Genomic DNA, 21,551 nt, shown 5'->3' with positions numbered 1-21,551 from the left:
TCCTCCCGCCATATGCAGCGCACAATGCTTACAATAGCATCCGCGCGGGCTCAATGATTCCGGGGAGATAAACCGGCATGACTGAACTAAGGTCGATACTCGACGAGGCCGTGCGCCAGGAGCTGATTTCGCCGGAGGCGGGCGGGCGGCTTTTGCCGTTCCTCATCGAGCGGGGCGTGGCCGTCGCTGGGGCGCCTGGAATGGTGGCCGAGGAGCAGGCCTGGTCGGATACGGAGACGCCGCGTTTCGTGCGAGGCTTCCACGACGTGCTGATCACCATCGGCGTTATCGTCGCGCTCGTCGGCCTCTGGGGCCTTGCGCCGCTTTACGCCGTGCCGGCTGCCATCATCGTGCTTTCGGAAATCCTGGTGCGGAGCCAGCGGCTTGCTTTGCCGGCCGTCAGCCTGACGATCGCGCTGTTCTGCTGGACATGGCCGCTGATGTCCGGCTTCTTCCCGCCGTGGGCACAGACCTCCGGATCCTTCGGAGCGGAGGTGACACAGCTCGTTGCCGGCTTCCCGATCATCCTCGGCGTTTACTATGCCCGCTATCGCGTGCCCTTGGCGCTGGCGCTCTCCATCATGTCGACGCTTGCCTTCGTGCTCACCCTGCTTTTGCGTTTGGTGCAATGGGTAAGCGGTAATCCGACGTTTTTCGCCGACCATCTTGCCGTGCTGGCTGCGGTCTCGCTCGTCTGCGCGCTCGGCCTCTTCGCGACGGCGCTCTATTTCGACCTCGGCGACCGGCTGCGCCGGACGACGCGCTCGGATATCGCTTTCTGGCTGCATCTCGGCGCGGCGCCGGCGATGCTCTACAGCACCGTTTCCTTGCTGTCGTTCGAGGAAAGCGGCCGTATCTTCGACCTGGCGAACATGTCGGCCCGGACGCCTGTGGTCGTCGCGACGGTGGCGGCGCTGATGCTGATCGGCCTCGTCATCGACCGCCGCGCCTTCGTCACTTCGGGGCTGTTGTCGCTCGGCGTTGCGATCTTCAGCGTCTTCCGGCACGGAAGTGCGACTGTCGACACCTACATCTACACGACGCTGATCGTCGTCGGCGCGATCGTTCTCATTATCGGAACGGGCTGGATGCCGCTGCGCCGGATGTTGCTTAGGGCACTCCCTCCGGCAATCGCGAACAGGCTGCCGCCTGGTTAGGGCGGCAGCGATTTGATCAAGTATTAAAGCGGAAGTGGATGACGTCGCCGTCTTGGACGACGTATTCCTTGCCTTCGTCGCGCGCCTTGCCGGCATCCTTGGCGCCGACTTCGCCGTTATATTTGATGTAGTCGTCATAGGCGATGGTGTTGGCGCGGATGAAGCCGCGCTCGAAATCCGAATGGATGACGCCGGCGGCCTGCGGCGCCTTGGTGCCGCGCTCGATCGTCCAGGCGCGCGTTTCCTTCGGGCCGACGGTAAAATAGGTGATGAGGTGGAGCAGCTTGTAGCCGGCGCGGATCAGCCGGTCGAGGCCCGCCTCGTCAAGGTCGAGGGCAGAGAGGAATTCCTTGGCTTCCTCCTCGGGAAGCTGGGCGACCTCCGCTTCGATCGCCGCCGAGATGACGACGGTTTCGGCACCCTGTTCCTTCGCCATGATGGCAACGGCCTCGGTGAATTCGTTGCCGGTCGAGGCATCGCCTTCGGCGACGTTGCAGACGTAGAGCACCGGATGCGAGGTCAGAAGGTTGAGGCTCTTGAGGATGACGATTTCTTCCGCATCGAGTGTCGACAGCAGCGTGCGCACCGGCTTGCCTTCGTTGAGCAGCTTCAGCGAGGCTTCCATGATCGGCAGCATCGCCACCGAATCCTTGTCCTTGCCGGTGGCGCGCTTGCGCGTCTGCTCGGTGCGGCGCTCCAGGCTTTCGAGGTCGGCAAGCATCAGCTCGGTCTCGATCGTCTCGGCATCGGCGACCGGGTTGATGCGGCCCTCGACATGGGTGATGTCGCTGTCTTCGAAGCAGCGCAGCACATGGACGATGGCGTCGACCTCGCGGATATTGGCGAGGAACTGGTTGCCGAGGCCTTCGCCCTTCGAGGCGCCGCGCACCAGGCCGGCAATATCGACGAAGGAGATGCGGGTCGGGATCAGTTCTTTCGACTTGGCGACGTCGGCAAGCTTGCGCATGCGCGGATCGGGAACGGCGACTTCGCCGGTGTTCGGCTCGATGGTGCAGAAGGGGTAGTTCGCCGCCTGTGCCGCCGCCGTCTTGGTAAGCGCGTTGAAGAGGGTCGATTTGCCGACATTCGGCAGCCCGACGATACCGCATTTGAAGCCCATGGCTTGATCCATATCTATTGGTAACTTTGCCCTGCCTATGCGGGAATGGCCGCCCCGGGTCAAGGGTTCGCAACATGAATTGAAAAAGCTGAGGCGCTCGGCTTGAAGGTAAGGCGGTTTAGCCTTACTTTTGGAGCAAAGGATACCATCATCATGGCAACTCTGACTGTGACGGCAAAGGGGCAGGTCACCCTGAAAAAGGAGGTGCTTCAGCATCTCGGGGTCAGGCCTGGCGACAGGATCGATGTCGATCTCCTGCCTGGCGGCAAACTCGAGGTCATTGCTGTTGAGAGGCGGCCGGTCGCCGGTTCGGTGGAAAGCTTCTTCGGGAGTTTGGAGAACAAGGAGAATATTCATGCGACGCTCGAAGAGATCGATGAGGCCATAAAGGCGGGCTGGGCAGGCGAGGTCGGCGTCGACAATGATCGTTGATACGAATGTGCTCGTACGTTCGGCCGTGCATGACGATCCGAAGCAAACTGAGCGTGCAAGGACGTTCATGCGCGAGGCCGAACGCCTGTTCATTTCCAATCTGACGTTTTGCGAATTCGTCTGGGTCGCCAGCCGGGTCTATCGCACGGGCGCTTCAGAGATATCAGCAGCCATCCGGCTGCTGATATCGGACAGGAAGGTTGTCTACGACAGAGTTGCCGTCGAAGCCGGATTATCCTTTCTCGATGCTGGCGGGGACTTCGCCGATGGCATCATCGTCTTCGAAGGTCGCAGGCTTGGCGGCGAAACATTCGTGACATTCAACAAGAAGGCTGCCGCAATCCTGGAAAAAGCCGGCCAGAATTGCCTCCTGCTCTCCGCGGAATAACACTCCGTCATTGAACTGCCGTGCTTACGGTGCAATATATTGGTGGTGGACGTTTCTCCGCCTTTTCCATGTCATCAACGGGTGGATTTTTCCGATGAGTGACAATGACATTGCCCTGAAACCGAAGGCCAAAGTGAAGCTCAAGCTGGACAAGCCGAAGCTCTACAAGGTCATCCTCGTCAATGACGATTATACCCCACGCGAACTCGTCATCATGATCCTGAAGGCCGTCTTCCGCATGAGCGAGGAGACGGGTTACCGGGTGATGATGACGGCGCACAAGCTCGGTTCCTGCGTGGTCGTGGTCTGCGCCAGGGATATCGCCGAGACCAAGGCCAAGGAGGGTATCGACCTTGCCAAGGGCATGGGCTTTCCGCTGATGTTCACCACCGAACCGGAGGAATAGGCGCTTTCCGAGGGCCGCCCCGATGGAGTCATGGCCGGCGGATCTGATAGCCGGTCTTTTCCTGCACGAAACCGCAATTCTCATAGAAGCGCAACGTTGCCGGATTCTTGGAGCCGGTAAGCAGCATCACCTTGTAGCATCCGGCGTTCCAGGCCTCGGCAAGCGCGTGGCCGATGACGGCGCGGGCATAACCGCGCTTGCGATGATCGGCATGGGTGACGACGTTTTCGATGAGCGCATAGGGCGCGCCGTTCCGTGTCAGGTTCGGCAGGACGATGCTTGTGACGGTGGCGACGGCGACCTCACCCGCAAGACCAATGAATATGGTCATGCCGGGCTGGGCCAGGATGGCGGAAAAGCGTTCTTCGGCAATGGCGTCGTCAAGAACCGGATCGGTGGGGTTCAGGTGACGGTAAAGCGTCATGAGACCGGCGAGATCGCCGCGGGCAGCCGGGCGGATGATGACGCCTTGATCCGGCATAGGTCTCAATCGCCCTTTTTGCCGAACATCTTTTTCAGCATGTCGGCCATCGGGCCGGTGGCCGGCAACTTCGGCTGATTGTGGTTGCGGGCCTGATGGATATGCGACTGGCTGGCCGGCTTCTTCTCGACATCCTTCTTTTCTTTTGCCGGTTTCTCCTCCTCGGCCTTTCCGCCGAGCGCCAGCGCAATCTTGTTCATCAGCTGCGAATCTTCGTTTCGCACCAGCATGTCGGCATTGTCGGCGAGCGTGTCGAGAAGCGGCTCCAGCCAGGCCTTGTCGGCCTTGGCGAAATCGCCGAGCACATGGTTCTGCACCATTTCCTTGATGCCGGGATGGCCGATACCGAGGCGTAGCCGCCGGTATTCCCTGCCGCAATGGGCGTCGAGCGACTTGATGCCGTTGTGGCCGTTGTGGCCGCCGCCGGTCTTCAGCCGCGCCTTGCCCTGGGGAAGGTCGAGCTCGTCGTAGATGGCCAGGAGATCGGCCGGCTGGAGCTTGTAGAAACGCATCGCTTCGCCGACGGACTCGCCGGAAAGGTTCATGAAGGTCTGCGGCTTCATCAGCAGCACTTTCTCGCCGCCGACCTCGCCCTCGGCGATCTCGGCCCTGAACTTCTTCGACCAGGGCGAAAAGCCGTGGCGCCGATGGATGGCGTCGACGGCCATGAAGCCGATATTGTGGCGGTTGCCGGCGTATTTGCTGCCGGGATTGCCGAGACCCGCGATGATCAGCATGGCCTGTCTTTCCTCGCTAAAGCATGTCGCGCAAAGTGTGCAGCGGTTTTGCGACAATCACATGCGTAAAAACAAAGACCTAAAGCGCGACAAGCGAATCTGAAAGATCGCGACGCGCTTTAAAACTTCCCGCCGTTCACCACCGCGAAATGAAAGCAAAGTCAAGCGGAAAGGGCAGTTGTCTCCGGAGTCATTCCGACAGGTTCATGCCGTATTTCAGGAAGATCTGCTTCTGGTCGCCATCGGCGATCAGCTTGTCGAGAGCAGCCTGCATCCTGGCGAGCAGATCGTCCGGAAAGTTCTTCTCGCAGGCGATGCCCATTGGCTGGGCGGAGAGCACGGTCACCAATTCCACCGGCTGGTCGGCCTTCAGTTTTTCGAAATAGAGTTCGGAGATCGGCATCATGTCGATGCGCCCGCCAAGCAGTTTGCGCAGCGTCGCATTGAAGTCGCTGGCGACATCGAGCTTGGTGAAACCCTTCTCCTTCAGGATCGTCTCGGTATAATCCTCGCGCTGCGTGCCGACCGTATATTTCTTCGCCTCGTCCAGATTGCCGGCGGTGACGCCCGAGCCCTTGCGGGTGATCAGGATGTTGCGGTCGATGAGCAGCGGCTCGACCCATTTGAACAACGGGTCGCGTGCGCCGTTGTGGGCGGTCGCAAAGACACAAGTCATCGGCGCCGTGCGGGCGAGGCTGAAAGCACGCGCCCAGGGCATGATCTCGATCGTGTAGTCGACGCCGATCGCGGCCATCACCTTTTCGACCTGCTCGACGGTCGCGCCCTTGATCTCCTTGCCTTCGCGGTAGTTGAAGGGGGCATAGTCCTCGGTCGTGAACGTCACCGTTTGCGCATGGGCGGTGCAGGGCAGCGCCAGGCATGCGAGAAGCAGGAGCTTTTTCATCCGTATCATCTCCTTGGTTCTTCGTTCACGAGGCACGTGCGACGGCCGATTGCGAGGCCGTCAGTTCGTCGATCAGCGTGGCGGCGTGCTGCGGACGATGGAAGAGATAGCCCTGGCCGTAGTCAAGCCCCATCTGGTGGAGCGTGCGGCATTCCTCTTCGGTCTCGATGCCCTCGGCAATAACGGTGCAGTTCATCTTGTGGGAAAGCGTGGTGATGCCTTCGATCAGCATCCGGCTCTTCTGACGCACGTCGTCGTCGCCGTCGTTGATCGCGCGGGTGAAGGACTGGTCGATCTTGATGATGTCGACGGGGAAACGGTTGAGGTAGCTCAGCGACGAATAGCCCGTGCCGAAATCGTCAAGCGCGATGCGGCAGCCGAAACGACGAAGCTCCGTGACGATCAAGCGGATCTGCGGGTTGTCGTGCATCAGCACGGCTTCGGTGATCTCGACGACGATGCGCTCGGGGCGGATGCCGTGGCGGCCGATGACGGCGGCAAGACGGGCCGGCAGCGCCGGCTCGAACTGCAGCGGCGAGAAGTTGATGGCGAGATAGGTATCCTGCATGCCTGATATGCGGGAAATCTTCGCGAGGTTGGCGATCGCTTTTTCCATGATGACGTTGCCGACGCGGACGATCTTTGCCGTTTCCTCGGCGACGCTGATGATCTCGGCCGGCGACATCATGCCCTTCTGCGGATGGTTGAGGCGCATCAGCGCCTCGAAACCGGCAATGCCGCGGCCGTTCAGGGTGACGATCGGCTGCAGGAAGGCTTCGAACCAGTTGTCGACCAGGCCGGCTTCGATATTGGCCTCGATTTCGGCGCGGCTGCGAGCGCGGTCGAGCATGGCATTGTCGAAGAGCTGCGCGCCGTTCTTGCCGTCGCGTTTCTTGGCATACATCGCCATGTCGGATTTTTGCAGCAGCTCGGCCGCGGTTGCAGCATGATGCGGATAGATGGCGATGCCGACGGAAGCGCTCAGATGCATGTCGGGGGCGAATGGCGTTTCGAAGATCGAGGCAATCTGCTCGCACATCACCTTGGCGCGGCTTTCGGCGTCCTTGGCCGGCAGCAGGATGGCAAATTCGTCGCCGCCGAGACGGGCCGCCTCGTCGGAGGGGGCAAGATGGGTCTTCAGGCGCTCGACTAGCTCGACCAGCGCCATGTCACCGGCGGCATGGCCCATATTGTCGTTGATCCACTTGAAACGGTCGAGATCGACGAAGAGACAGGCGAGTTCCTGGCCGGCGGCATCGGCGGCGGCGATCTTGTTGTCGAGCACGGCTTCGAAGCCCTGGCGATTGAGAAGCCCGGTCAGGTGATCGGTGATTGCCTGGCGGTGGTTGCGATCCTCGGACGCCTTGAGTTCGGTCACATCGGTCATGACCGATAGCGAGAGGCGGTCCTGAGCGCCAGCTCCCGCCTCCGATTCCATGATGAGGACGTCCATGGTGCGGCCATCCAGGCAAACGAACTTGACGGTGACGGTCATGCCGCTTTCGGCTTGGCGGCGCTTGACGAATTTGTCGCGGGTCGCGGGGGTGACGAGATTGGCGAAGTTGCGGCCGATGACGGCGGCGCGGTTATAACCTGTGGCAAGCAGCCAATAATCGCTGACGGCGGTGATGCGGTCTTCCTCGTCGAGCGAGAAGAGCATGGCGGGCGTCAGATTGTAGATGTCGGTGGCGCGGCGGTGTGCGAGCTTCAGCTCCTTTTCCTCGCTTTCGAGCTTGGTCTGCATCTCGTTGAAGCTATGGGCAAGCCGTCCCATCTCGTCGTTCGACTGCCAGTCGACATGATGGCGGGAGCCCAACTGGCGGGTGGCCTCGATTGCCGCCGTCAGCCGCATCAGCGGCTGGATGACGAAGAAGCGGTTGCCGATCAGCGCCGTGCCGAAAACGGTCAGCACCGCGAAGATGAAGATCGAGATGAAGACGACCTCTTCCTGCTTCAGGCCGGAAAACAGGCCGAGCGCAGGATAATAGACGCTGATGCTGCCGAGGTTCTTCGGACCGTCGACGTTGTTATAGATGATGGCGCGCGACACCTGCACCAGCTTGCCGTCGAAGGAGCGCGGAATGGTGGACTGGCTGACGTCGAGCTGGCCCGACTGGTCACGCACTTCGACCTTGACGATGGCGCCCTGGGAAACGACCGTCGCGCTGATCTGGGTGACGCTGTCCTCATCGAGGTCCCACAGGGGTTTGGCCAGCGCCTGGGCATTGGCGACAAGAAGAACGGAGATATGGTCGCGTATTTCCTTGTCGGCCCGTTCCGAGGAAAGAAAAAGGAAGAGAACAAAGAGGGGAGCGACAAAAACAAGCAGCGCTCCGCAAACTATCGCAAAAAATCTGTTCTCAACGGAATTGTTCATGGTTCCGTCTACTCCCCGGGCCGGCCGTATTTGCTGTCGCGCGTTGAGGCGGGCTTCTTCGCAGCTGACGGAGCATGCTTTCACGAATTTGTTAAATGTTGCTGAAACGGGGCGTTTCCGGGCAATGAAAAGCCCGCTTTCCAGGGGAAAGCGGGCCATATGCTTTACAAATTGGTCGAAGCGATCAGGCTTCGGCTTCGCCTTCCGCGGCGCTCTCATCGATGCCGGCAGCCGGAGCGATGATCGTCGCGATCGTGAAGTCGCGGTCGATGACCGGGGTGACACCCTTCGGCAGGGTGACTTCCGCGATATGGATGCTGTCGCCGATCTTCTTGCCGCTGAGGTCGATGTTGAAGAACTCGGGGATCGCATCGGCCGGGCAGTGAACTTCGACTTCATGGCGAACGATGTTCAGAACGCCGCCGACCTTGAGGCCCGGTGACTTCTCTTCGTTGACGAAGTGCACGGGGATTTCGACGGTCACTTGGGTGTTGCCGGAGACGCGTAGGAAATCGACATGCATGGTGAAGTCACGGACCGGATCGAGCTGGTAGTCCTTCGGCAGAACCTTGTGCTTCTTGCCGTCGACTTCGATCGTCGCCACGGTGGTCATGAAACCACCGGCGTGAATGCGCTTCGTCACCTCATTGGTGTTGAGAGCGATGGAAATGGGGGCCTGCTTGTCACCATAGATGACAGCGGGAATCAAACCGTTGCGGCGAAGTTCACGGGCGGACCCCTTACCAACCCGTTCGCGCGCCTCGGCCTTGAGCTCGTAAGTTTCCTGGCTCATGGCTATTCCTTTCGAGGTTATTTGGAGAGTTCGGCGGCGGGCAAAAGCCTTGTTCCGACGAACCGGAGGCGGGATGACCCGACCTCATCCGCGTTGCCTCCAAGGGTGTCTACACGGACCGGTGGCCTATATTATAAGTCGATCGGAAACGCAAGTTGCGGATTTGAGTTGTTTTTTGCCCATATACACGCTTTCGCCAAGGTTTAACCATCGAAAGCGAAATCGGCGGCGATTAATAAATCCTGCGTTTACCCGCCAATATAAGCAGGGCCGTCTCAATTTGCCGGTTGCCTCTCATGTTGCGCGTCCTTTCCTGCATCACAGTCGAACACAGCCTTCCGCATCTGATCTTCGCCACTGTTATCTGTGTGCTCGGATCGATGCTGTCGATGCGCCTCTTCACCCGGGTGCGCCGATCGCAGGGGCTGCAGAAAACCAACTGGCTGTTTCTCTCCGGTTTCGTTGGCGGCTCGACCATGGACGACGCATTTCATCGCCATGCTCGGTTACCAGACGCCGGTGGCGAACGGCTATGGGCCGACGCTGACGCTGCTGTCGCTGTTTGCCGCCGTCGCGACGACGATGATCGGCTTTGCCATCGCGTCAATCGCGCAGAAGAGCGCGCTTATCGAGGCAGGCGGCGTGATCGTCGGCCTCGGCATCGCGGTCATGCACTATGTCGGGATCGCCGGTTACGAGATCGAGGGTCGTCTCGAATGGCAGACCTCCTATGTCGTCGCCTCGCTGGTCTTGGCCGGCTTGTTCGGCGCAGTCGCCACCAATCGCGTCTGCCGGCCGATCACGCGTTTCTGCCGCCACGGGGCTGCCCTTTCGCTGATCCTTGCGATCGTGCTCACGCATTTCACCGGCATGGCGGGGCTGACGATCCTGCCGGATGCCACTGTTGCGGCACCCACCGAGATCATCTCTGACGGCATCATGACCGGTCTCGTCAGCGCCGTCATGATCATCATCCTGGCGCTGGGCGCCTCCACCTATATCATCGACATGCAGTCGACCCAGGCAGCCGTCGAGCGTTATCGCCATCTGTCGCTGCATGACCCGCTGACCAATCTTGCCAATCGCGCCGCCTTCAACGAGCATCTGTCGGCGCTGGTCAACAAGCCGAAGGACATGACGGCCAATATCGCCGTGCTCTCCTTCGACCTCGACCGTTTCAAGGAAATCAACGACGTTCACGGCCACGCCGCCGGCGATGCCGTGCTGCGCGCCGTCGCCGAACGGCTGTCCAGGATCATGCAGAACGGCCAGTTCGTGTCGCGGGTCGGCGGCGACGAGTTTGTGGCGGTCATGTGCGATTATTTCGTCCGTTCGGACGCCAAGGGACTGGCACAACGCATGCTCGACGAGATCGCCCGGCCGATCGAATGGAACGGCCATGCGCTGACCGTCGGCTCCAGTATCGGTATCTCCACCTATCCCGGACAGGCGAACACTTTGGACGACCTGCTGTCACAGGCCGATACCGCCATGTATCGGGCAAAATCGACAGCGACCAACAGCATATGCTTCTACGAGCCCTCGATGGACCAGGCAGCGCGCGAACGCAACGCGCTGGCGAGCGAGATGCGGGAGGGATTGGCACGCGGCGAATTCGAGCTGTTCTACCAGCAGCAGAATGACACGGTGACGCGCGACATCGTTGGCCTGGAAGTGCTCCTGCGCTGGAGACATCCTGTGCGCGGCTACATCTCACCCGTCGAATTCATTCCGATCGCGGAGAAGACCGGCTTTATCATTGAGCTTGGTGAATGGGTGCTGCGGGCCGCTTGCGCGGAAGCGGCGACCTGGAAGAACCCGTTACGCATCGCCGTCAACGTCGCGCCGCAGCAGCTCGGCGACAACCGCCTACCGCAGATCGTGCATCAGATCCTGCTTGAGACCGGCCTGCCGGCGGCGCGACTCGAGATCGAGATCACCGAATCCGGCATCATCGCCGATCATCAACATGCGCTTCAGGCCATCCGCCGGCTGAAAGCGCTCGGCGTAAAGGTGGCGATGGACGATTACGGCACGGGTTATTCGTCACTGTCGACACTGCAGAGCTTCCCGTTCGACAAGATCAAGATCGACCGCGCCTTCGTCGACGGCGTCGTCACCAACAAGCAGTCTGCTGCAATCGTGCGTTCGACGCTAATTCTTGCAGCAAGCCTCGACATACCGGTGCTTGCTGAAGGCGTCGAAAACGAAGACCATATCGACTTCCTGCGACGGGAAGGCTGTCTGCAAGTGCAGGGCTTCCTCTTCGGCAAGCCGGGACCGCGCTCGGGCATCGAGGCGATCGTCAACGGCGAGGTGCCGGCCGTACAGCAGGAAACGGTTCTTGCGCCGGTCGTGAAGAAATCCGCGGCCGCGTGAGCGGCAAATTGCCCTTCTCCGCCGCAGCTGAGGTTGACATCCGCGCGCTTCGCATCTTTGGATGGCCCGCATTCAAAAAAGCGGCTGAGGAGAAATCGGACTATGCGTCTCAAACTTGTCACGGCAACGAGCTTGCTGGCACTTTGCCTTGTCACCACGGCCCAGGGTGTCGAGATCAATCAGGATGGCGCCAATGCGGTCAAGGACACGCTGACGAAGCTGCTTCCCGAGGATTTGGCGAAGAGCGGCCTGATCACCGTCAATCCGGCGGGGGCGCGATATGAGATCATTTACGATCTGGCGAAGCTGCTTGCCAAGGCCGATCCGGCGACATTCGCGATCAACGGGCTGACGCCGTTCTCGATGTTCGCCACGCCGCTCGACAGCGGGCTCTGGAACATCGAGGGTGACAACAACCTCAACGTTTCCGGCCATTTCAAAGGTCCCGACCAGAAGCCGACGGACTTTTCCTACTCCATCGCTTCGCTTGTCTACACCGGCGTCTTCGATCCGGCGATCAGCTATCTGCGCTCCGGCACCTTCACCGGCAAGGACATCAAGGTCACCAGCAAGTCCGACACCGAGGAAGTCCATGCCAGTATCGCCGCGATCGACCAAAAGCTGAGTTCGACGGACAGCGCAGGCGGCAACGGGCGTATCGATTTTGCGGGCAGCGGCTCGATGTCCACTTTCGTGGAGCAGGTTTCCGGCCTGCAAATGCCGCCCGTTGAAATCCGTGCCGATTCGATCGATTTCGATGCCAAGGTGAACGGCCTGCCGGCCAAGCAAATCCGCGAGATCGTCCTTTTCGTTCTCGACCATCTCGAGGAGAAGGAACTGAGCCCGGAGAATAGCGACAAGATAAAGGGAATGCTCAAGCAAGCCTTCCCGATTCTTGCCTCTTTCAGCGAAACAATCGGGGTCAACAATCTGACCGTCAGCAGCCAGATGGGCAATGGCGGCGTCAAGGCGTTTGGTTACAACCTGGCCATCGATGGGCCGAGCGATGCCATACGTTTCGGCTTCGGCATCAATGCGCAGGACATCAGACTCGACAGCCCGCTGATGCCGCCAAGCTATTCGCCATTCATGCCGACCAGCTTCGAGCTGCAACTCGCCATGCCGAATCTGGATTTCGCCACCTTCGGCGACGCCTTCATGGCGGTGGATTTCAGCAGCGCCGAGGCGCCGGAGACGAGCGGCGAGGAGATGGCGAAGAAGCTCTTCCGCGATGGCCGGCTCGCCATCGAGTTTCCGAAGGTCAGCGCCAAGTCCGATGTCTATGACCTCGACATGACCGGCAAGATCGAGGGACGCGTCGATACCCAGAAGGACTATTCGATGGAGGCGACGATCCTTGCCCGTGATCTCGACAAGACGATTGCCGCGGTTCAGGAGCTTGCCAAGACGGATCCCGATCTCAATCAGGTCTCCTTCGGCATCATGATGGTGAAGGGTTTCGCCAAGACCGATGCAGATGGCCGCTCGCGCTGGGACATCAGCGTCAGCCGCGACGGCGCGATCGCCGTCAACGGGCAGGTGGTCAAGGGGCCGGATAGTCCGGATCAGGAGCCAGACCAGGAGCAGGAACCGGATCAGGATCAGGACGCGGTACCTGCGCCGCCGCAGCAGCCTTGAGCATTATCAAATTAGGATCAGAAATGAAAAAGCCGGCCTTGTGCCGGCTTTTTTGCGCCCAACGATCGCAACGGCGGTTTATTCTGGGCTTTCGTTGTCACCGAACGCGGCTCGGCGACTATCAACGGCCAGCAATTCATGCGGCTCGAAGAGCATGCCCAGTAATAGCTTGGTCCATCTGATGCAGAAATTGAAAGAGCCGGTCGAATGCCGGCTCTCTTTAATCGAACAGGCTGGAGACGGACTCTTCCTGAGCCGTTCGGCTGATGGCTTCGCCGATCAGCGGCGCCGTCGTTACGATGCGGATATTGTGCGCCGAGAGAACCGCCGTGGTCGGCTGGATCGAATCCGTGATGACGAGTTCGCGCAGCTTCGAAGAAGTGACGCGGGTGACTGCGCCGCCCGAGAGAACGCCGTGGGTGATATAGGCGGTGACGCTGGATGCGCCCTTGGCCAGCATCGCGTCGGCAGCGTTGCAGAGCGTGCCGCCGGAATCAACGATGTCGTCGATCAGCAGGCAGTCCTTGCCGGTGATGTCGCCGATGATGTTCATGACTTCGGAGTCACCCGGCCGCTCGCGACGCTTGTCGACGATGGCCAGAAGACAGTCCAGCCGCTTGGCAAGCGCGCGGGCGCGAACCACGCCACCGACGTCAGGCGAGACGACCACGACGTTGCTGAGGTCATAATGGCTCTTGATGTCGCGCGTCAGCACGGGCATGGCGAAGAGATTGTCGGTCGGGATATCGAAGAAGCCTTGGATCTGCCCGGCATGGAGATCGAGCGTCATGACACGGTCGGCGCCGGCTTCGGTAATGAGGTTTGCAACCAGCTTGGCGGAGATCGGTGTGCGGCCGGAGGCACGGCGGTCCTGGCGGGCATAGCCGAAATAGGGAAGGACGGCGGTGATGCGGCGGGCTGACGAACGACGCATGGCGTCGATCATGATCAGCAGTTCCATCAGGTGGTCGTTTGCGGGAAAAGCGGTGGGCTGTACAAGGAAAACGTCCTCGCCGCGCACATTTTCCTGGATTTCCACGAAGATTTCCTGATCGGCAAACCTTCGAACACTGGCTTTCCCCAAGGGAACGTTGAGATAGTTGCAGATCGCTTCGGCGAGTTGCCGGTTCGAATTGCCCGCGAAAACCTTCATTTTGGTCCGCCTGTTACGCGCTGATAGCCGCGCTTTTTAGTCAGCTTCCCCGTGAATGCAAGGGCAAAGGCGCCACAGGCTTCCATATTTGCAAAAAGTTTGTGACTAACCGCCCTGAGCCTGCCGCCAGGAAGAGAATTCCGCGATGGTTTTCGAGGCGATCTGCTGCATCACCGAGGCCGGAACGCCCGCCCAGGGATCGGCCGCGGCCGTCGGTACGCTTTCCTGTCCCTGGATGCGGTGCAGGCGGCCCCCGCCGCTGTCGAGAATGTCCCAGACATAGACCACGGTGACCTTGCCGTCGTCGCTGAAGGCGGAGAGGTAGCCCTTGAGGATGTAGTCGCTGCTCGCGTCGTTCGAACTCTTGATGGAAAGACCGTGCGCGCGCGCCTCGGCACCGAGCTGGCGCGAGAGCGGTGTCACGGCCTGCACCGGCGCGCCGATGATCGGTAGGAAGCGCACGGTATTGCCGTGGGCGGAGGAAGAACTGGGGGGGAGGGCGGCGGTCTGCTGCGGCTGTTGCGCCTCGGCCGGCGGAGCCGGCTGTGCGGCAAGCTCACCACTGGCCGCCGGCGGGGGCAGCGATTGTCCGTCGATCGCGGCAGAGGCGGCCGGTGAGGAGCCGCTTCTCGAAAGGGCATCTGCCTGTTCCTGCATCGTCGTCGGCGCCGCGCCGGTGCCGGGTCGATAGGCCCGCTGCGACTGATCATAGGCTGGATGGTAGCCGCCCTGCTGCGAGTTTCCCGAGAAACTCGGCTGGCGGCTGCCTGCCAAGCGCTCGGCTTCGCTCTGCGTCACCGGGCTTGACGGGGCGCCCCCGGAGGAATTGCCGATGTCGACCTGCGGCGTCAGCGCATCGGTCGTGTTGCAGGCTGTCAGTAAAGCCATGACGAACAGGAGCGTGGGCACAATCGCAGCTCGCGTCATCCCTTGGTCCGTCCTTCCCGCAATCGCAATCAGCCCCACCCGAATTTATGCGGGTGGGGACGGTCGTCTGTCAATTCCGGATTCTCACCGGTCAGAGCCCGATGAAATCGAGCGGATGACGGGATAGCGCGCGCGGCGCATCCGCTGTCGTCAGATAGGTCTGGCCGAGCGTCATCGCCGTTCCCGTATCGGAATCAGCGATGATCATGTGCACGAAGAGCGACATGTTCGGCTCGATCGGCTGCGGATTGCCGACATGGAACATCTGATGCTCCATCCAGGACGGCGAGAAGCGGGCGCCGAGCGAATAACCGCAGGCATTCAGCCGGTGGCGGGCCAGGCCGCGCTCGTCGATGATCCTGGCATGCATGTCGAAGACATCGCCGAAGGTCTGGCCGGGCTTGAGCACGGTCTCGATCGTCTCGATGGTTTCACGGCAGGCGTTGTAAAGCTCGCGGTGGCGATGCGTCGGCTCGCCGATGACGATCGTGCGCATCATGGCGGCATGGTAATGCGCATAGGTGCCGGCCCATTCGAGCGTCAGCTGGTCGTTGGCGTCGAGCTTGCGGCGGCCGGCCTTGTAGCGGCAAAGCAGGGCGTCGGCGCCGGAGCCGATGATGAACTCGTTGGCGGGGTAGTCGCCGCCGCCGGAAAAGATCGCGCCCTGCATGGCGGCGAGGATATCGGCCTCGTCGGCGCCGGGTTTTGTCAGCCGTATCGCGGCATCGAGCGCATCGTCGGCGAGAACGGCGGCGCGCTCGACATAGGCGACCTCCGTCGGGCTCTTGATCAGGCGCAGGCGGCTGACGAGGTAGGAGGCGTCGACGATCTGGCCGAAGGCGGTCAATTGCGCGTCGAGTAGCCGGGCGACGCGGCCGGTCATGCCGTGCGTGTCATATTCGATGCCGATGCGGGCGCCGAGCAGGTCCATCTCGACCAGCAGGTTCTTCAGGTCGAGCGTCGGGTCGGCATTGACCCGGTCGACCCAGATATGGATGTCCTCGAGGATCGAGGTATGCCTGGCCTGGCGAAGATCGGCCGAGCGGGTGATCAGCGCCATGGTGCCGTCGCTCTTGACGACCAGCGTCTGGAAGAAGCAGTAGCCGAAGGTGTCGTAGCCCGTCAGCCAGTACATGCTTTCCTGGGCAAAGAGCAGCAGGGCGTCGAGCTTTTCTTCCTTCATCTTCTCGGTGAGGCGCGCAAGCCGGCTTGCGAATTCGGCCTTTTCGAAGTGCAGTGCCATTCTGCTCAAGTCTCCCTGATTGATATCGCGGAAATCTGGCGGCCGTAATCCGGCTCCTTGCGATGTGTCGTCCTGCGGTAGGAAAAGAAGCGCTCGTTGTCCGGATAGGTGCAGAGGCTGAGGCTTTCCGCACGCACGCCGGCTATCGTCAACCGGTCGACGGTCAGCGCCGGCAGGTCGAACATGGCGTGGCCGGGCGTTGCGGAAGGCACGAAATAGCGCTCGTCCTCCGGGTTTTCGGCGACGAAACGCTCGACGAACTCAGGGCCGACCTCATAGCTCGCCTGGCTGATCGAGGGGCCGAGGCAAGCGACGATGCGAGCGCGGTCCGCACCGAGCGCCTCCATGGCGGCGATGGTATTTTCGAGCACGCCCGTCAGCGCGCCCTTCCAGCCGGCATGGGCGGCGCCGATGACGCGATTGTCGGGGTCGGCAAACAGGATGGGTCCGCAATCGGCGGCGAGCACGCCAAGCGCAATGCCAGGGGTGCGGGTTACCATCGCATCCGCGTCGGGGCGGGCGCCGTCGTAATCGGCGCCGATCGTCACGACATCGGCGGAATGGACCTGATGCGTGGTTGCCAGCCGCTCGACCGGCAAGCCGAACCAGGCGGCGACGCGACGGCGGTTTTCCAGGACCTTGTCGCGTTCGTCGCTGGAGCCGAGGCCGACATTGAGGCCGCGATACAGCCCTTCGGAAACGCCGCCGGCCCGAGTGAAATAACCGTGCCGGATCGTGGCGCCCGCTGCTTCGTTTAGCAGCGCGCTTTCGATCGGTGCGGGAGAGGCCGCGTCCTGCATCTGTGATTCCGGGGTTTTCGAGGGGTTTGTTATTATCCCAAGCGCATCGCCTACGCGGCGCGCTTCAAGTTCTTGTTTCGGGCGGATGTTGAACCAGCCGCGTGCGCCCTGTCAATCCATCGGACGAAAGGGCATGAGATCGAGGGCGGGATAGGAGACCGCCATCACCTTGAAGAGTTCGCCCATCCGGCCTTCACCGGCGCCGGCGAGCCTTTCGACCGCCGCCTGGATGACCTGCTGGGTTTGCGGCTCGCGATCGCGGCCGAGCGCGGTTGCGCGTTCGAGGATGCCGAGGCCGGTCAGGAAATCACCCTGATGCAGGGCGCCGTTCAGATGCAGGCCGGCCGCAAGCGCCGTTTCGGCGAGCTGCTGGAAGTCGACATGGCTCGTCAGATCGGCTTCGCCGGGATGGGCGAGCGGCGGGTCGAATTCATGCATGCGCACGGCCTGCAGCGTATCGCCGAAGCCGGTGACGAGATGGCCGTAGTCGATCGTAAGCGCCGTGCCGCCGAAGGCGCGCAGCCGCTCGCAGATCGCCATCATCACCGCCTGGCGGGCAGGCGAGATCTCGAAGAGGGTGCCAACCGGCACGTTCTGCACCGGTTCGGGCAACAAGGTGGGATCGAGGCCAGCGACGCCGGCGGCGAAAGTCAGCTCGCCATCGGCGTCGAGGCCGACCATGCGCTCACGGAACCCTGTGGGCATGCGGACGAACTGGCGGATCGGGATGGCGTCGAAGAGTTCGTTGGCGGCAATCAGCGTGAAGCCGGGCGGTACTTCGTCGAAGCCATCGTGCCAGGTGATCTTCTCGCCGTAAGGTTCGAGCGTCTGGCTCTGGACGTCGCGCAGGCGCTCGCTGGTTTCGACGAGATGCACGGTCATGGCGTCGAAAAGCGGTGGAGCGATGCGGGAGATGACGCGCAGCATGTCTGATATCATGGTGCCGCGGCCGGGGCCGATCTCGACGAGGCGGACGTCTGTCGGTGTGCCATGGCGCTGCCACGCATGGACGATGAACACGCCGATCATCTCGCCGAAGATCTGGCTGACCTCCGGCGCGGTGACGAAATCACCGGAACGGCCGAAGGGCTCGCGGGTGCGGTAATAGCCGTGTTCGGGGTCTGCGAGGCAGAGCGAGAAATAATCGGTGACGCTGATCGGGCCGTTGGCCTGGATAATCGCCTTGATCTTTTCGCCGAGAGCGGTGGTCATGTCGCGCGTCCCGCCGTTTCAGAGCTGCAGCGCAGCCTGGCGGCGAGCCCGCAGCATCGCCCAGAGGCCAAGCAGGATCATCGGGGAGGAGAGCACCATGCCCATGGTCAGCCAGTTCGTGCCGAGGAGGTAACCAAGCTGGGCATCAGGCTCGCGGAAGAATTCGACGAAGATGCGCGACAGCGCATAACCGCAGACGAAGACGCCTGTAATGAAACCGGGGCTTTTCAGCGCGCGCATGCCATAGACGAAGGCGGCCAGCACCAGGAGCAGAACGATGCCTTCGAGGCCGGCTTCGTAGAGCTGGCTCGGATGACGGGCGAAGGGACCGCCGGTCGGGAAGACCACGGCCCAGGGCGCGTCGGTCAACCGGCCCCACAGCTCGCCATTGATGAAATTGGCGATGCGGCCGAAGAACAGACCGAAGGGAACGACGGCGGCGACAATATCGAACAGGCTCCAGACCGGGATGGCGTTGCGGCGGGCAAAGAGGATCATGGCGATCGTCGTGCCGGTCAGACCGCCGTGGAAGGACATGCCGCCGTTCCAGATCTCGAGCGCACGGACGGGACTGCGCAGGACGGCGGGGAGATCATAGAAGAAAATATAGCCGAGACGACCGCCGAGGACGACGCCAAGCGCTGCCCAGACGATGAAATCATCGAGCTGCGTCTTTGATATCGGCGAGACGTTGCCGGGCCAGAGACTGTCATTGGCGGCGATGCGGCGCGCATAGGCCCAGCCGAGCAGGATGCCGGCGACATAGGCGAGGCCGTACCAGTGAATCGCCAGCGGACCGATCGAAAAAGCGATCGGATCGATATCCGGGAAAGGCATGATGGCAAGGAGATCGGCTGCTGTCGGCAAGGTTTTCCACCTGTTGAGTTGCGCGGAACATGCCGCTGCGATCCCGGACGGTCAAGTCCATTGTTCGTGATGGCCCGTTCCCGGCCGGTTCCCGGCAAGCTTATCCCGTGTAAAGCGCTTGCATCGTCGATGGCGAAGCCCTACCTCAATCCTCGATGCCCTGAAGGGCTGAAATCACCTCATGCGAAGGGAGAAAAACGCCATGACGACCGGAACGAACCGCATCATGGACGAATTCGCCAAGCTGATGACCGATGCGGCCGGTGCCGCCCAGGGCGTCCGCAAGGAGATCGAAACCGCCTTCAACGCCCAGGCCGAGCGTTGGCTGAACAGCATGGACATCGTCAAGCGCGAGGAGTTCGAGGCCGTGCGCGAGATGGCGATCAAGGCACGCGACGAGAACGAGGCGCTTGCCGCCCGCATCGCAGCACTCGAGGCGAAGCTTGCCGGCGAGGGCGCTTAAGTCCCGATACGACACAGATGCGGCGTTGCCTTCATGCCACACGCCGCATCTTCCGTAGAAAAAACCAGGTGAGTTTTCCACCTGTGGACACTGCCAAAAAAGCCAATTCGCAGAGTCGCTTATTCTCCCTTCTGAATTGAATTTCGAAGAGCCTTTCCACAGTGGCCGGTCCTATTTTCCCTTCAGGGGGCTGGCAGGGGGCAAGGGGCGCTATACACTGATTTTAAATGATGATTCGAAGCGACTTGGTAAGCTCCGGGCAGGTTATCTGCGTTAAGTCTGGCAGCGGTTCAACGATCATCCGAGTGGTGGTTCCGGTATTTTGCGTGTGTCTTTCTTGTGTTCGTACACCAAGTTAGGTCGCATTCGTTCCGGTCAAGAAGGTGCTGCATGAACCTGATGGAATTGGAAGTCGAGCGTCAGTCGAACCCGGTCGATATGATCGAGTACGTTGCCTCCAACAACGACTGGTCGTTCGAACGGTCCGGCGAGGACGAGATCGCGATGACGGTCGAGGGGCGCTGGACGGACTACCACGTCTCCTTCTCCTGGATGGAGGAGTTCGAGGCGCTGCATCTTGGCTGCGCCTTCGATATCAAAGTTCCCGACATCAGGGTCAACGAGGTGGTCAAGCTGCTCTCGGCGATCAACGGGCAGGTGCTGATGGGTCATTTCGACCTCTGGCGCCAGGAAGATGTCGTGATTTTCCGCCAATCGCTGCTACTTGCCGGCGGCGCGGAGCCCACCAATCGCCAGGTGGAGGTTCTGCTTTCCAGCGCGCTCGACACCTGCGAAGCCTATTTCCAGGCGTTCCAGTTCGTCGTCTGGTCCGGCATGGAAGCGACGAAGGCGATGGAAGCCGTGCTGTTTGAAACGGTCGGCGAGGCATAAGATGCCGACGATCCCTTTCTCCTCGACACATCCCGTCGTTCTGATCGGTGCCGGAAACATGGGCGGGGCGATGCTCTCCGGCTGGCTGAAAAGCGGCGTTCCGGGCTCGGCCGTCATCGTTGTCGATCCCGGCCCGTCGCCGGCGATGCTTTCGACGATCAACGAGGCTGGTGCGACTCATCTGACTGCGCTTCCTACGGATTTGAAGGCGAGCGTGCTGTTCCTCGCGGTCAAGCCGCAAGTGATGGAGACGGTGCTGCCGGCGGTTAAGAGTGCCGTCGGGCCGGGCACGGTCGTCGTCTCGGTCGCGGCCGGCAAGACGCTCGGTTTCCTCGAGAAACATCTCGGCAAGGCCGCCATGGTGCGGGCCATGCCGAACACGCCAGCCATGGTCGGGCGCGGCGTCACCGGCGCTTTTGCGAATTCAGGGGTCAGCGATCGGCAGCGTGAACGCGTGCATTCCCTTCTGCGCGTCTCGGGGCCGGTCGAATGGGTACCGGCGGAAGCCGATATCGATGCCGTGACGGCGCTTTCGGGCAGCGGTCCGGCTTATGTATTCTATCTCGCCGAATGTATGGCGGAGGCAGGCCGTAAACTCGGCCTGCAGGCGGACCTCGCCATGCGTCTTGCGCGGGAAACAGTCGCGGGGGCTGGTGAACTCATGCACCAGTCCCCCGACGACGCTTCGCGGCTGCGGGAGAATGTGACCTCTCCCGGCGGCACCACGGCGGCGGCGCTCGCCGTGCTAATGGCCGAAGACGGCATGCAGCCCTTGTTCGACGCAGCCCTTGCGGCGGCGCGCAAACGGGCCGAGGAACTGGCTGGCTGACGGAGACCATATGGCAGAAGAGATCACCTACGCCGATTTCGAGCGTGTGAATATCCGCGTCGGCACGATCATCGAAGCCAGTCCTTTTCCGGAGGCGCGCAAGCCTGCGTTCAAACTGCTGATCGATTTCGGTCCTGACATCGGCATCAAAAAGTCCTCAGCGCAGATCACCGTGCATTATACGCCGGAAAGCCTGATCGGCCGGCAGGTGCTCGGCGTCGTCAACTTCCCGCCGCGCCAGATCGGGCCGTTCCGCTCGGAAGTGCTGACGCTGGGTTTCGAGGATGAGAACGGCGCAATCGTGCTTGCTGCGGTCGAACAGCTGGTGCCGAACGGCCGAAAGATGATGTGAGC

At 61.4% G+C, this 21,551-nt stretch carries 21 protein-coding genes and 1 pseudogene; 10 read left to right on the top strand and 12 right to left on the bottom strand.

Going from position 1 to position 21,551, the window contains the following annotated elements:
* Positions 1 to 77: 77 nt before the first annotated feature.
* Positions 78 to 1,157, top strand: a complete 1,080-nt coding sequence (locus GFM02_RS22845; protein ID WP_168322885.1) for a hypothetical protein — start codon at positions 78 to 80, stop codon at positions 1,155 to 1,157.
* Positions 1,158 to 1,173: 16 nt separating this feature from the next.
* On the opposite strand, the gene ychF is transcribed toward GFM02_RS22845, so the two are convergent.
* Positions 1,174 to 2,277: a redox-regulated ATPase YchF gene (ychF, locus tag GFM02_RS22840; RefSeq protein ID WP_168322884.1), complete on the bottom strand. Its 1,104-nt coding sequence runs from the start codon at positions 2,275 to 2,277 to the stop codon at positions 1,174 to 1,176.
* Positions 2,278 to 2,430: 153 nt separating this feature from the next.
* On the opposite strand from ychF, the gene GFM02_RS22835 reads away from it, so the two are divergent.
* The 3 genes from GFM02_RS22835 to clpS all read left to right on the top strand — a co-directional run bounded on the left by GFM02_RS22835 (position 2,431) and on the right by clpS (position 3,503).
* A complete protein-coding gene (locus tag GFM02_RS22835; protein WP_168322883.1) occupies positions 2,431 to 2,709 on the top strand; it encodes an AbrB/MazE/SpoVT family DNA-binding domain-containing protein in 279 nt (92 codons plus the stop codon).
* Positions 2,699 to 3,097, top strand: a complete 399-nt coding sequence (locus GFM02_RS22830) for a type II toxin-antitoxin system VapC family toxin (RefSeq protein WP_168322882.1) — start codon at positions 2,699 to 2,701, stop codon at positions 3,095 to 3,097. Before GFM02_RS22835 ends, GFM02_RS22830 begins: the two co-directional genes overlap by 11 nt.
* A gap of 94 nt (positions 3,098 to 3,191) precedes the next feature.
* Complete coding sequence (gene clpS, locus GFM02_RS22825) at positions 3,192 to 3,503, top strand: ATP-dependent Clp protease adapter ClpS (protein ID WP_168322881.1); 312 nt, start codon at positions 3,192 to 3,194, stop codon at positions 3,501 to 3,503.
* Positions 3,504 to 3,531: 28 nt separating this feature from the next.
* On the opposite strand, the gene GFM02_RS22820 is transcribed toward clpS, so the two are convergent.
* From GFM02_RS22820 to GFM02_RS22800, 5 genes are all read right to left on the bottom strand, one after another.
* On the bottom strand, positions 3,532 to 3,993 hold the full coding sequence (locus tag GFM02_RS22820) for a GNAT family N-acetyltransferase (protein ID WP_168322880.1): 462 nt from the start codon (positions 3,991 to 3,993) through the stop codon (positions 3,532 to 3,534).
* The gene (gene pth, locus GFM02_RS22815) at positions 3,990 to 4,721 is read right to left on the bottom strand and encodes an aminoacyl-tRNA hydrolase (protein WP_168322879.1); all 732 of its coding nucleotides are present in this window, start codon (positions 4,719 to 4,721) and stop codon (positions 3,990 to 3,992) included. Before pth ends, GFM02_RS22820 begins: the two co-directional genes overlap by 4 nt.
* A 190-nt stretch (positions 4,722 to 4,911) precedes the next feature.
* Positions 4,912 to 5,625 (bottom strand): substrate-binding periplasmic protein, encoded by a 714-nt coding sequence (locus GFM02_RS22810; RefSeq protein ID WP_026265367.1) that lies wholly within the window; start codon positions 5,623 to 5,625, stop codon positions 4,912 to 4,914.
* A 25-nt stretch (positions 5,626 to 5,650) separates the two neighbouring features.
* Positions 5,651 to 8,002, bottom strand: a complete 2,352-nt coding sequence (locus GFM02_RS22805) for an EAL domain-containing protein (RefSeq protein ID WP_168322878.1) — start codon at positions 8,000 to 8,002, stop codon at positions 5,651 to 5,653.
* Positions 8,003 to 8,186: 184 nt separating this feature from the next.
* Positions 8,187 to 8,795 carry a 50S ribosomal protein L25/general stress protein Ctc gene (locus GFM02_RS22800; RefSeq protein ID WP_168322877.1) on the bottom strand — a complete coding sequence of 203 codons (609 nt, stop codon included), beginning with the start codon at positions 8,793 to 8,795 and terminating at the stop codon, positions 8,187 to 8,189.
* A 296-nt stretch (positions 8,796 to 9,091) separates the two neighbouring features.
* On the opposite strand from GFM02_RS22800, the pseudogene GFM02_RS22795 reads away from it, so the two are divergent.
* Positions 9,092 to 11,174 (top strand): annotated as a pseudogene (locus tag GFM02_RS22795) (putative bifunctional diguanylate cyclase/phosphodiesterase).
* A 102-nt stretch (positions 11,175 to 11,276) separates the two neighbouring features.
* Entirely contained in the window at positions 11,277 to 12,812 is a 1,536-nt protein-coding gene (locus GFM02_RS22790; RefSeq protein WP_168306222.1) for a hypothetical protein, read from the top strand.
* 220 nt (positions 12,813 to 13,032) lie between these two features.
* Here GFM02_RS22790 and GFM02_RS22785 read toward each other — a convergent pair whose 3' ends face one another.
* The 6 genes from GFM02_RS22785 to lgt all read right to left on the bottom strand — a co-directional run bounded on the left by GFM02_RS22785 (position 13,033) and on the right by lgt (position 19,014).
* On the bottom strand, positions 13,033 to 13,965 hold the full coding sequence (locus GFM02_RS22785) for a ribose-phosphate pyrophosphokinase (protein ID WP_020051039.1): 933 nt from the start codon (positions 13,963 to 13,965) through the stop codon (positions 13,033 to 13,035).
* A 105-nt stretch (positions 13,966 to 14,070) separates the two neighbouring features.
* Positions 14,071 to 14,892 (bottom strand): hypothetical protein, encoded by an 822-nt coding sequence (locus GFM02_RS22780; protein ID WP_168270721.1) that lies wholly within the window; start codon positions 14,890 to 14,892, stop codon positions 14,071 to 14,073.
* A 91-nt stretch (positions 14,893 to 14,983) separates the two neighbouring features.
* Positions 14,984 to 16,135: a M24 family metallopeptidase gene (locus GFM02_RS22775; protein ID WP_168270722.1), complete on the bottom strand. Its 1,152-nt coding sequence runs from the start codon at positions 16,133 to 16,135 to the stop codon at positions 14,984 to 14,986.
* Between the two features lie 5 nt (positions 16,136 to 16,140).
* Positions 16,141 to 16,935, bottom strand: coding sequence for a peptidoglycan editing factor PgeF (gene pgeF, locus GFM02_RS22770; protein WP_168270723.1), 795 nt, complete (start codon positions 16,933 to 16,935; stop codon positions 16,141 to 16,143).
* A gap of 111 nt (positions 16,936 to 17,046) precedes the next feature.
* Positions 17,047 to 18,147: a class I SAM-dependent methyltransferase gene (locus tag GFM02_RS22765; RefSeq protein WP_020051035.1), complete on the bottom strand. Its 1,101-nt coding sequence runs from the start codon at positions 18,145 to 18,147 to the stop codon at positions 17,047 to 17,049.
* A gap of 18 nt (positions 18,148 to 18,165) precedes the next feature.
* Positions 18,166 to 19,014 (bottom strand): prolipoprotein diacylglyceryl transferase, encoded by an 849-nt coding sequence (gene lgt, locus GFM02_RS22760; RefSeq protein ID WP_168270724.1) that lies wholly within the window; start codon positions 19,012 to 19,014, stop codon positions 18,166 to 18,168.
* A gap of 202 nt (positions 19,015 to 19,216) precedes the next feature.
* Between lgt and GFM02_RS22755 the strand changes: the two genes are divergently transcribed.
* The 4 genes from GFM02_RS22755 to GFM02_RS22740 all read left to right on the top strand — a co-directional run bounded on the left by GFM02_RS22755 (position 19,217) and on the right by GFM02_RS22740 (position 21,549).
* Positions 19,217 to 19,477, top strand: coding sequence for an accessory factor UbiK family protein (locus GFM02_RS22755; RefSeq protein WP_003541711.1), 261 nt, complete (start codon positions 19,217 to 19,219; stop codon positions 19,475 to 19,477).
* A gap of 390 nt (positions 19,478 to 19,867) precedes the next feature.
* A complete protein-coding gene (locus tag GFM02_RS22750) occupies positions 19,868 to 20,368 on the top strand; it encodes a YbjN domain-containing protein (RefSeq protein ID WP_003541709.1) in 501 nt (166 codons plus the stop codon).
* Position 20,369: 1 nt separating this feature from the next.
* On the top strand, positions 20,370 to 21,197 hold the full coding sequence (gene proC, locus GFM02_RS22745; RefSeq protein ID WP_168270725.1) for a pyrroline-5-carboxylate reductase: 828 nt from the start codon (positions 20,370 to 20,372) through the stop codon (positions 21,195 to 21,197).
* A 10-nt stretch (positions 21,198 to 21,207) separates the two neighbouring features.
* Positions 21,208 to 21,549, top strand: a complete 342-nt coding sequence (locus tag GFM02_RS22740; RefSeq protein ID WP_168322876.1) for a tRNA-binding protein — start codon at positions 21,208 to 21,210, stop codon at positions 21,547 to 21,549.
* The last annotated feature ends 2 nt before the right edge of the window (positions 21,550 to 21,551 follow it).

The sequence above is a fragment of the Rhizobium leguminosarum bv. viciae genome, from assembly GCF_012276115.1.
Taxonomy (GTDB): Bacteria; Pseudomonadota; Alphaproteobacteria; order Rhizobiales; family Rhizobiaceae; genus Rhizobium; species Rhizobium leguminosarum_T.
This window is presented reverse-complemented; position numbering and strand designations above follow the sequence as displayed.

What these genes read in the sequence shown, in the direction of transcription:
- GFM02_RS22845 (WP_168322885.1), top strand. Translation starts at nt 78, where the DNA reads ATGACTGAACTAAGGTCGATACTCGACGAGGCCGTGCGCCAGGAGCTG.
- ychF (WP_168322884.1), bottom strand. Translation starts at nt 2,277, where the DNA reads ATGGGCTTCAAATGCGGTATCGTCGGGCTGCCGAATGTCGGCAAATCG.
- GFM02_RS22835 (WP_168322883.1), top strand. Translation starts at nt 2,431, where the DNA reads ATGGCAACTCTGACTGTGACGGCAAAGGGGCAGGTCACCCTGAAAAAG.
- GFM02_RS22830 (WP_168322882.1), top strand. Translation starts at nt 2,699, where the DNA reads ATGATCGTTGATACGAATGTGCTCGTACGTTCGGCCGTGCATGACGAT.
- clpS (WP_168322881.1), top strand. Translation starts at nt 3,192, where the DNA reads ATGAGTGACAATGACATTGCCCTGAAACCGAAGGCCAAAGTGAAGCTC.
- pth (WP_168322879.1), bottom strand. Translation starts at nt 4,721, where the DNA reads ATGCTGATCATCGCGGGTCTCGGCAATCCCGGCAGCAAATACGCCGGC.
- GFM02_RS22810 (WP_026265367.1), bottom strand. Translation starts at nt 5,625, where the DNA reads ATGAAAAAGCTCCTGCTTCTCGCATGCCTGGCGCTGCCCTGCACCGCC.
- GFM02_RS22805 (WP_168322878.1), bottom strand. Translation starts at nt 8,002, where the DNA reads ATGAACAATTCCGTTGAGAACAGATTTTTTGCGATAGTTTGCGGAGCG.
- GFM02_RS22800 (WP_168322877.1), bottom strand. Translation starts at nt 8,795, where the DNA reads ATGAGCCAGGAAACTTACGAGCTCAAGGCCGAGGCGCGCGAACGGGTT.
- GFM02_RS22790 (WP_168306222.1), top strand. Translation starts at nt 11,277, where the DNA reads ATGCGTCTCAAACTTGTCACGGCAACGAGCTTGCTGGCACTTTGCCTT.
- GFM02_RS22785 (WP_020051039.1), bottom strand. Translation starts at nt 13,965, where the DNA reads ATGAAGGTTTTCGCGGGCAATTCGAACCGGCAACTCGCCGAAGCGATC.
- GFM02_RS22780 (WP_168270721.1), bottom strand. Translation starts at nt 14,892, where the DNA reads ATGACGCGAGCTGCGATTGTGCCCACGCTCCTGTTCGTCATGGCTTTA.
- GFM02_RS22775 (WP_168270722.1), bottom strand. Translation starts at nt 16,135, where the DNA reads ATGGCACTGCACTTCGAAAAGGCCGAATTCGCAAGCCGGCTTGCGCGC.
- pgeF (WP_168270723.1), bottom strand. Translation starts at nt 16,935, where the DNA reads ATGCAGGACGCGGCCTCTCCCGCACCGATCGAAAGCGCGCTGCTAAAC.
- GFM02_RS22765 (WP_020051035.1), bottom strand. Translation starts at nt 18,147, where the DNA reads ATGACCACCGCTCTCGGCGAAAAGATCAAGGCGATTATCCAGGCCAAC.
- GFM02_RS22755 (WP_003541711.1), top strand. Translation starts at nt 19,217, where the DNA reads ATGACGACCGGAACGAACCGCATCATGGACGAATTCGCCAAGCTGATG.
- GFM02_RS22750 (WP_003541709.1), top strand. Translation starts at nt 19,868, where the DNA reads ATGAACCTGATGGAATTGGAAGTCGAGCGTCAGTCGAACCCGGTCGAT.
- proC (WP_168270725.1), top strand. Translation starts at nt 20,370, where the DNA reads ATGCCGACGATCCCTTTCTCCTCGACACATCCCGTCGTTCTGATCGGT.
- GFM02_RS22740 (WP_168322876.1), top strand. Translation starts at nt 21,208, where the DNA reads ATGGCAGAAGAGATCACCTACGCCGATTTCGAGCGTGTGAATATCCGC.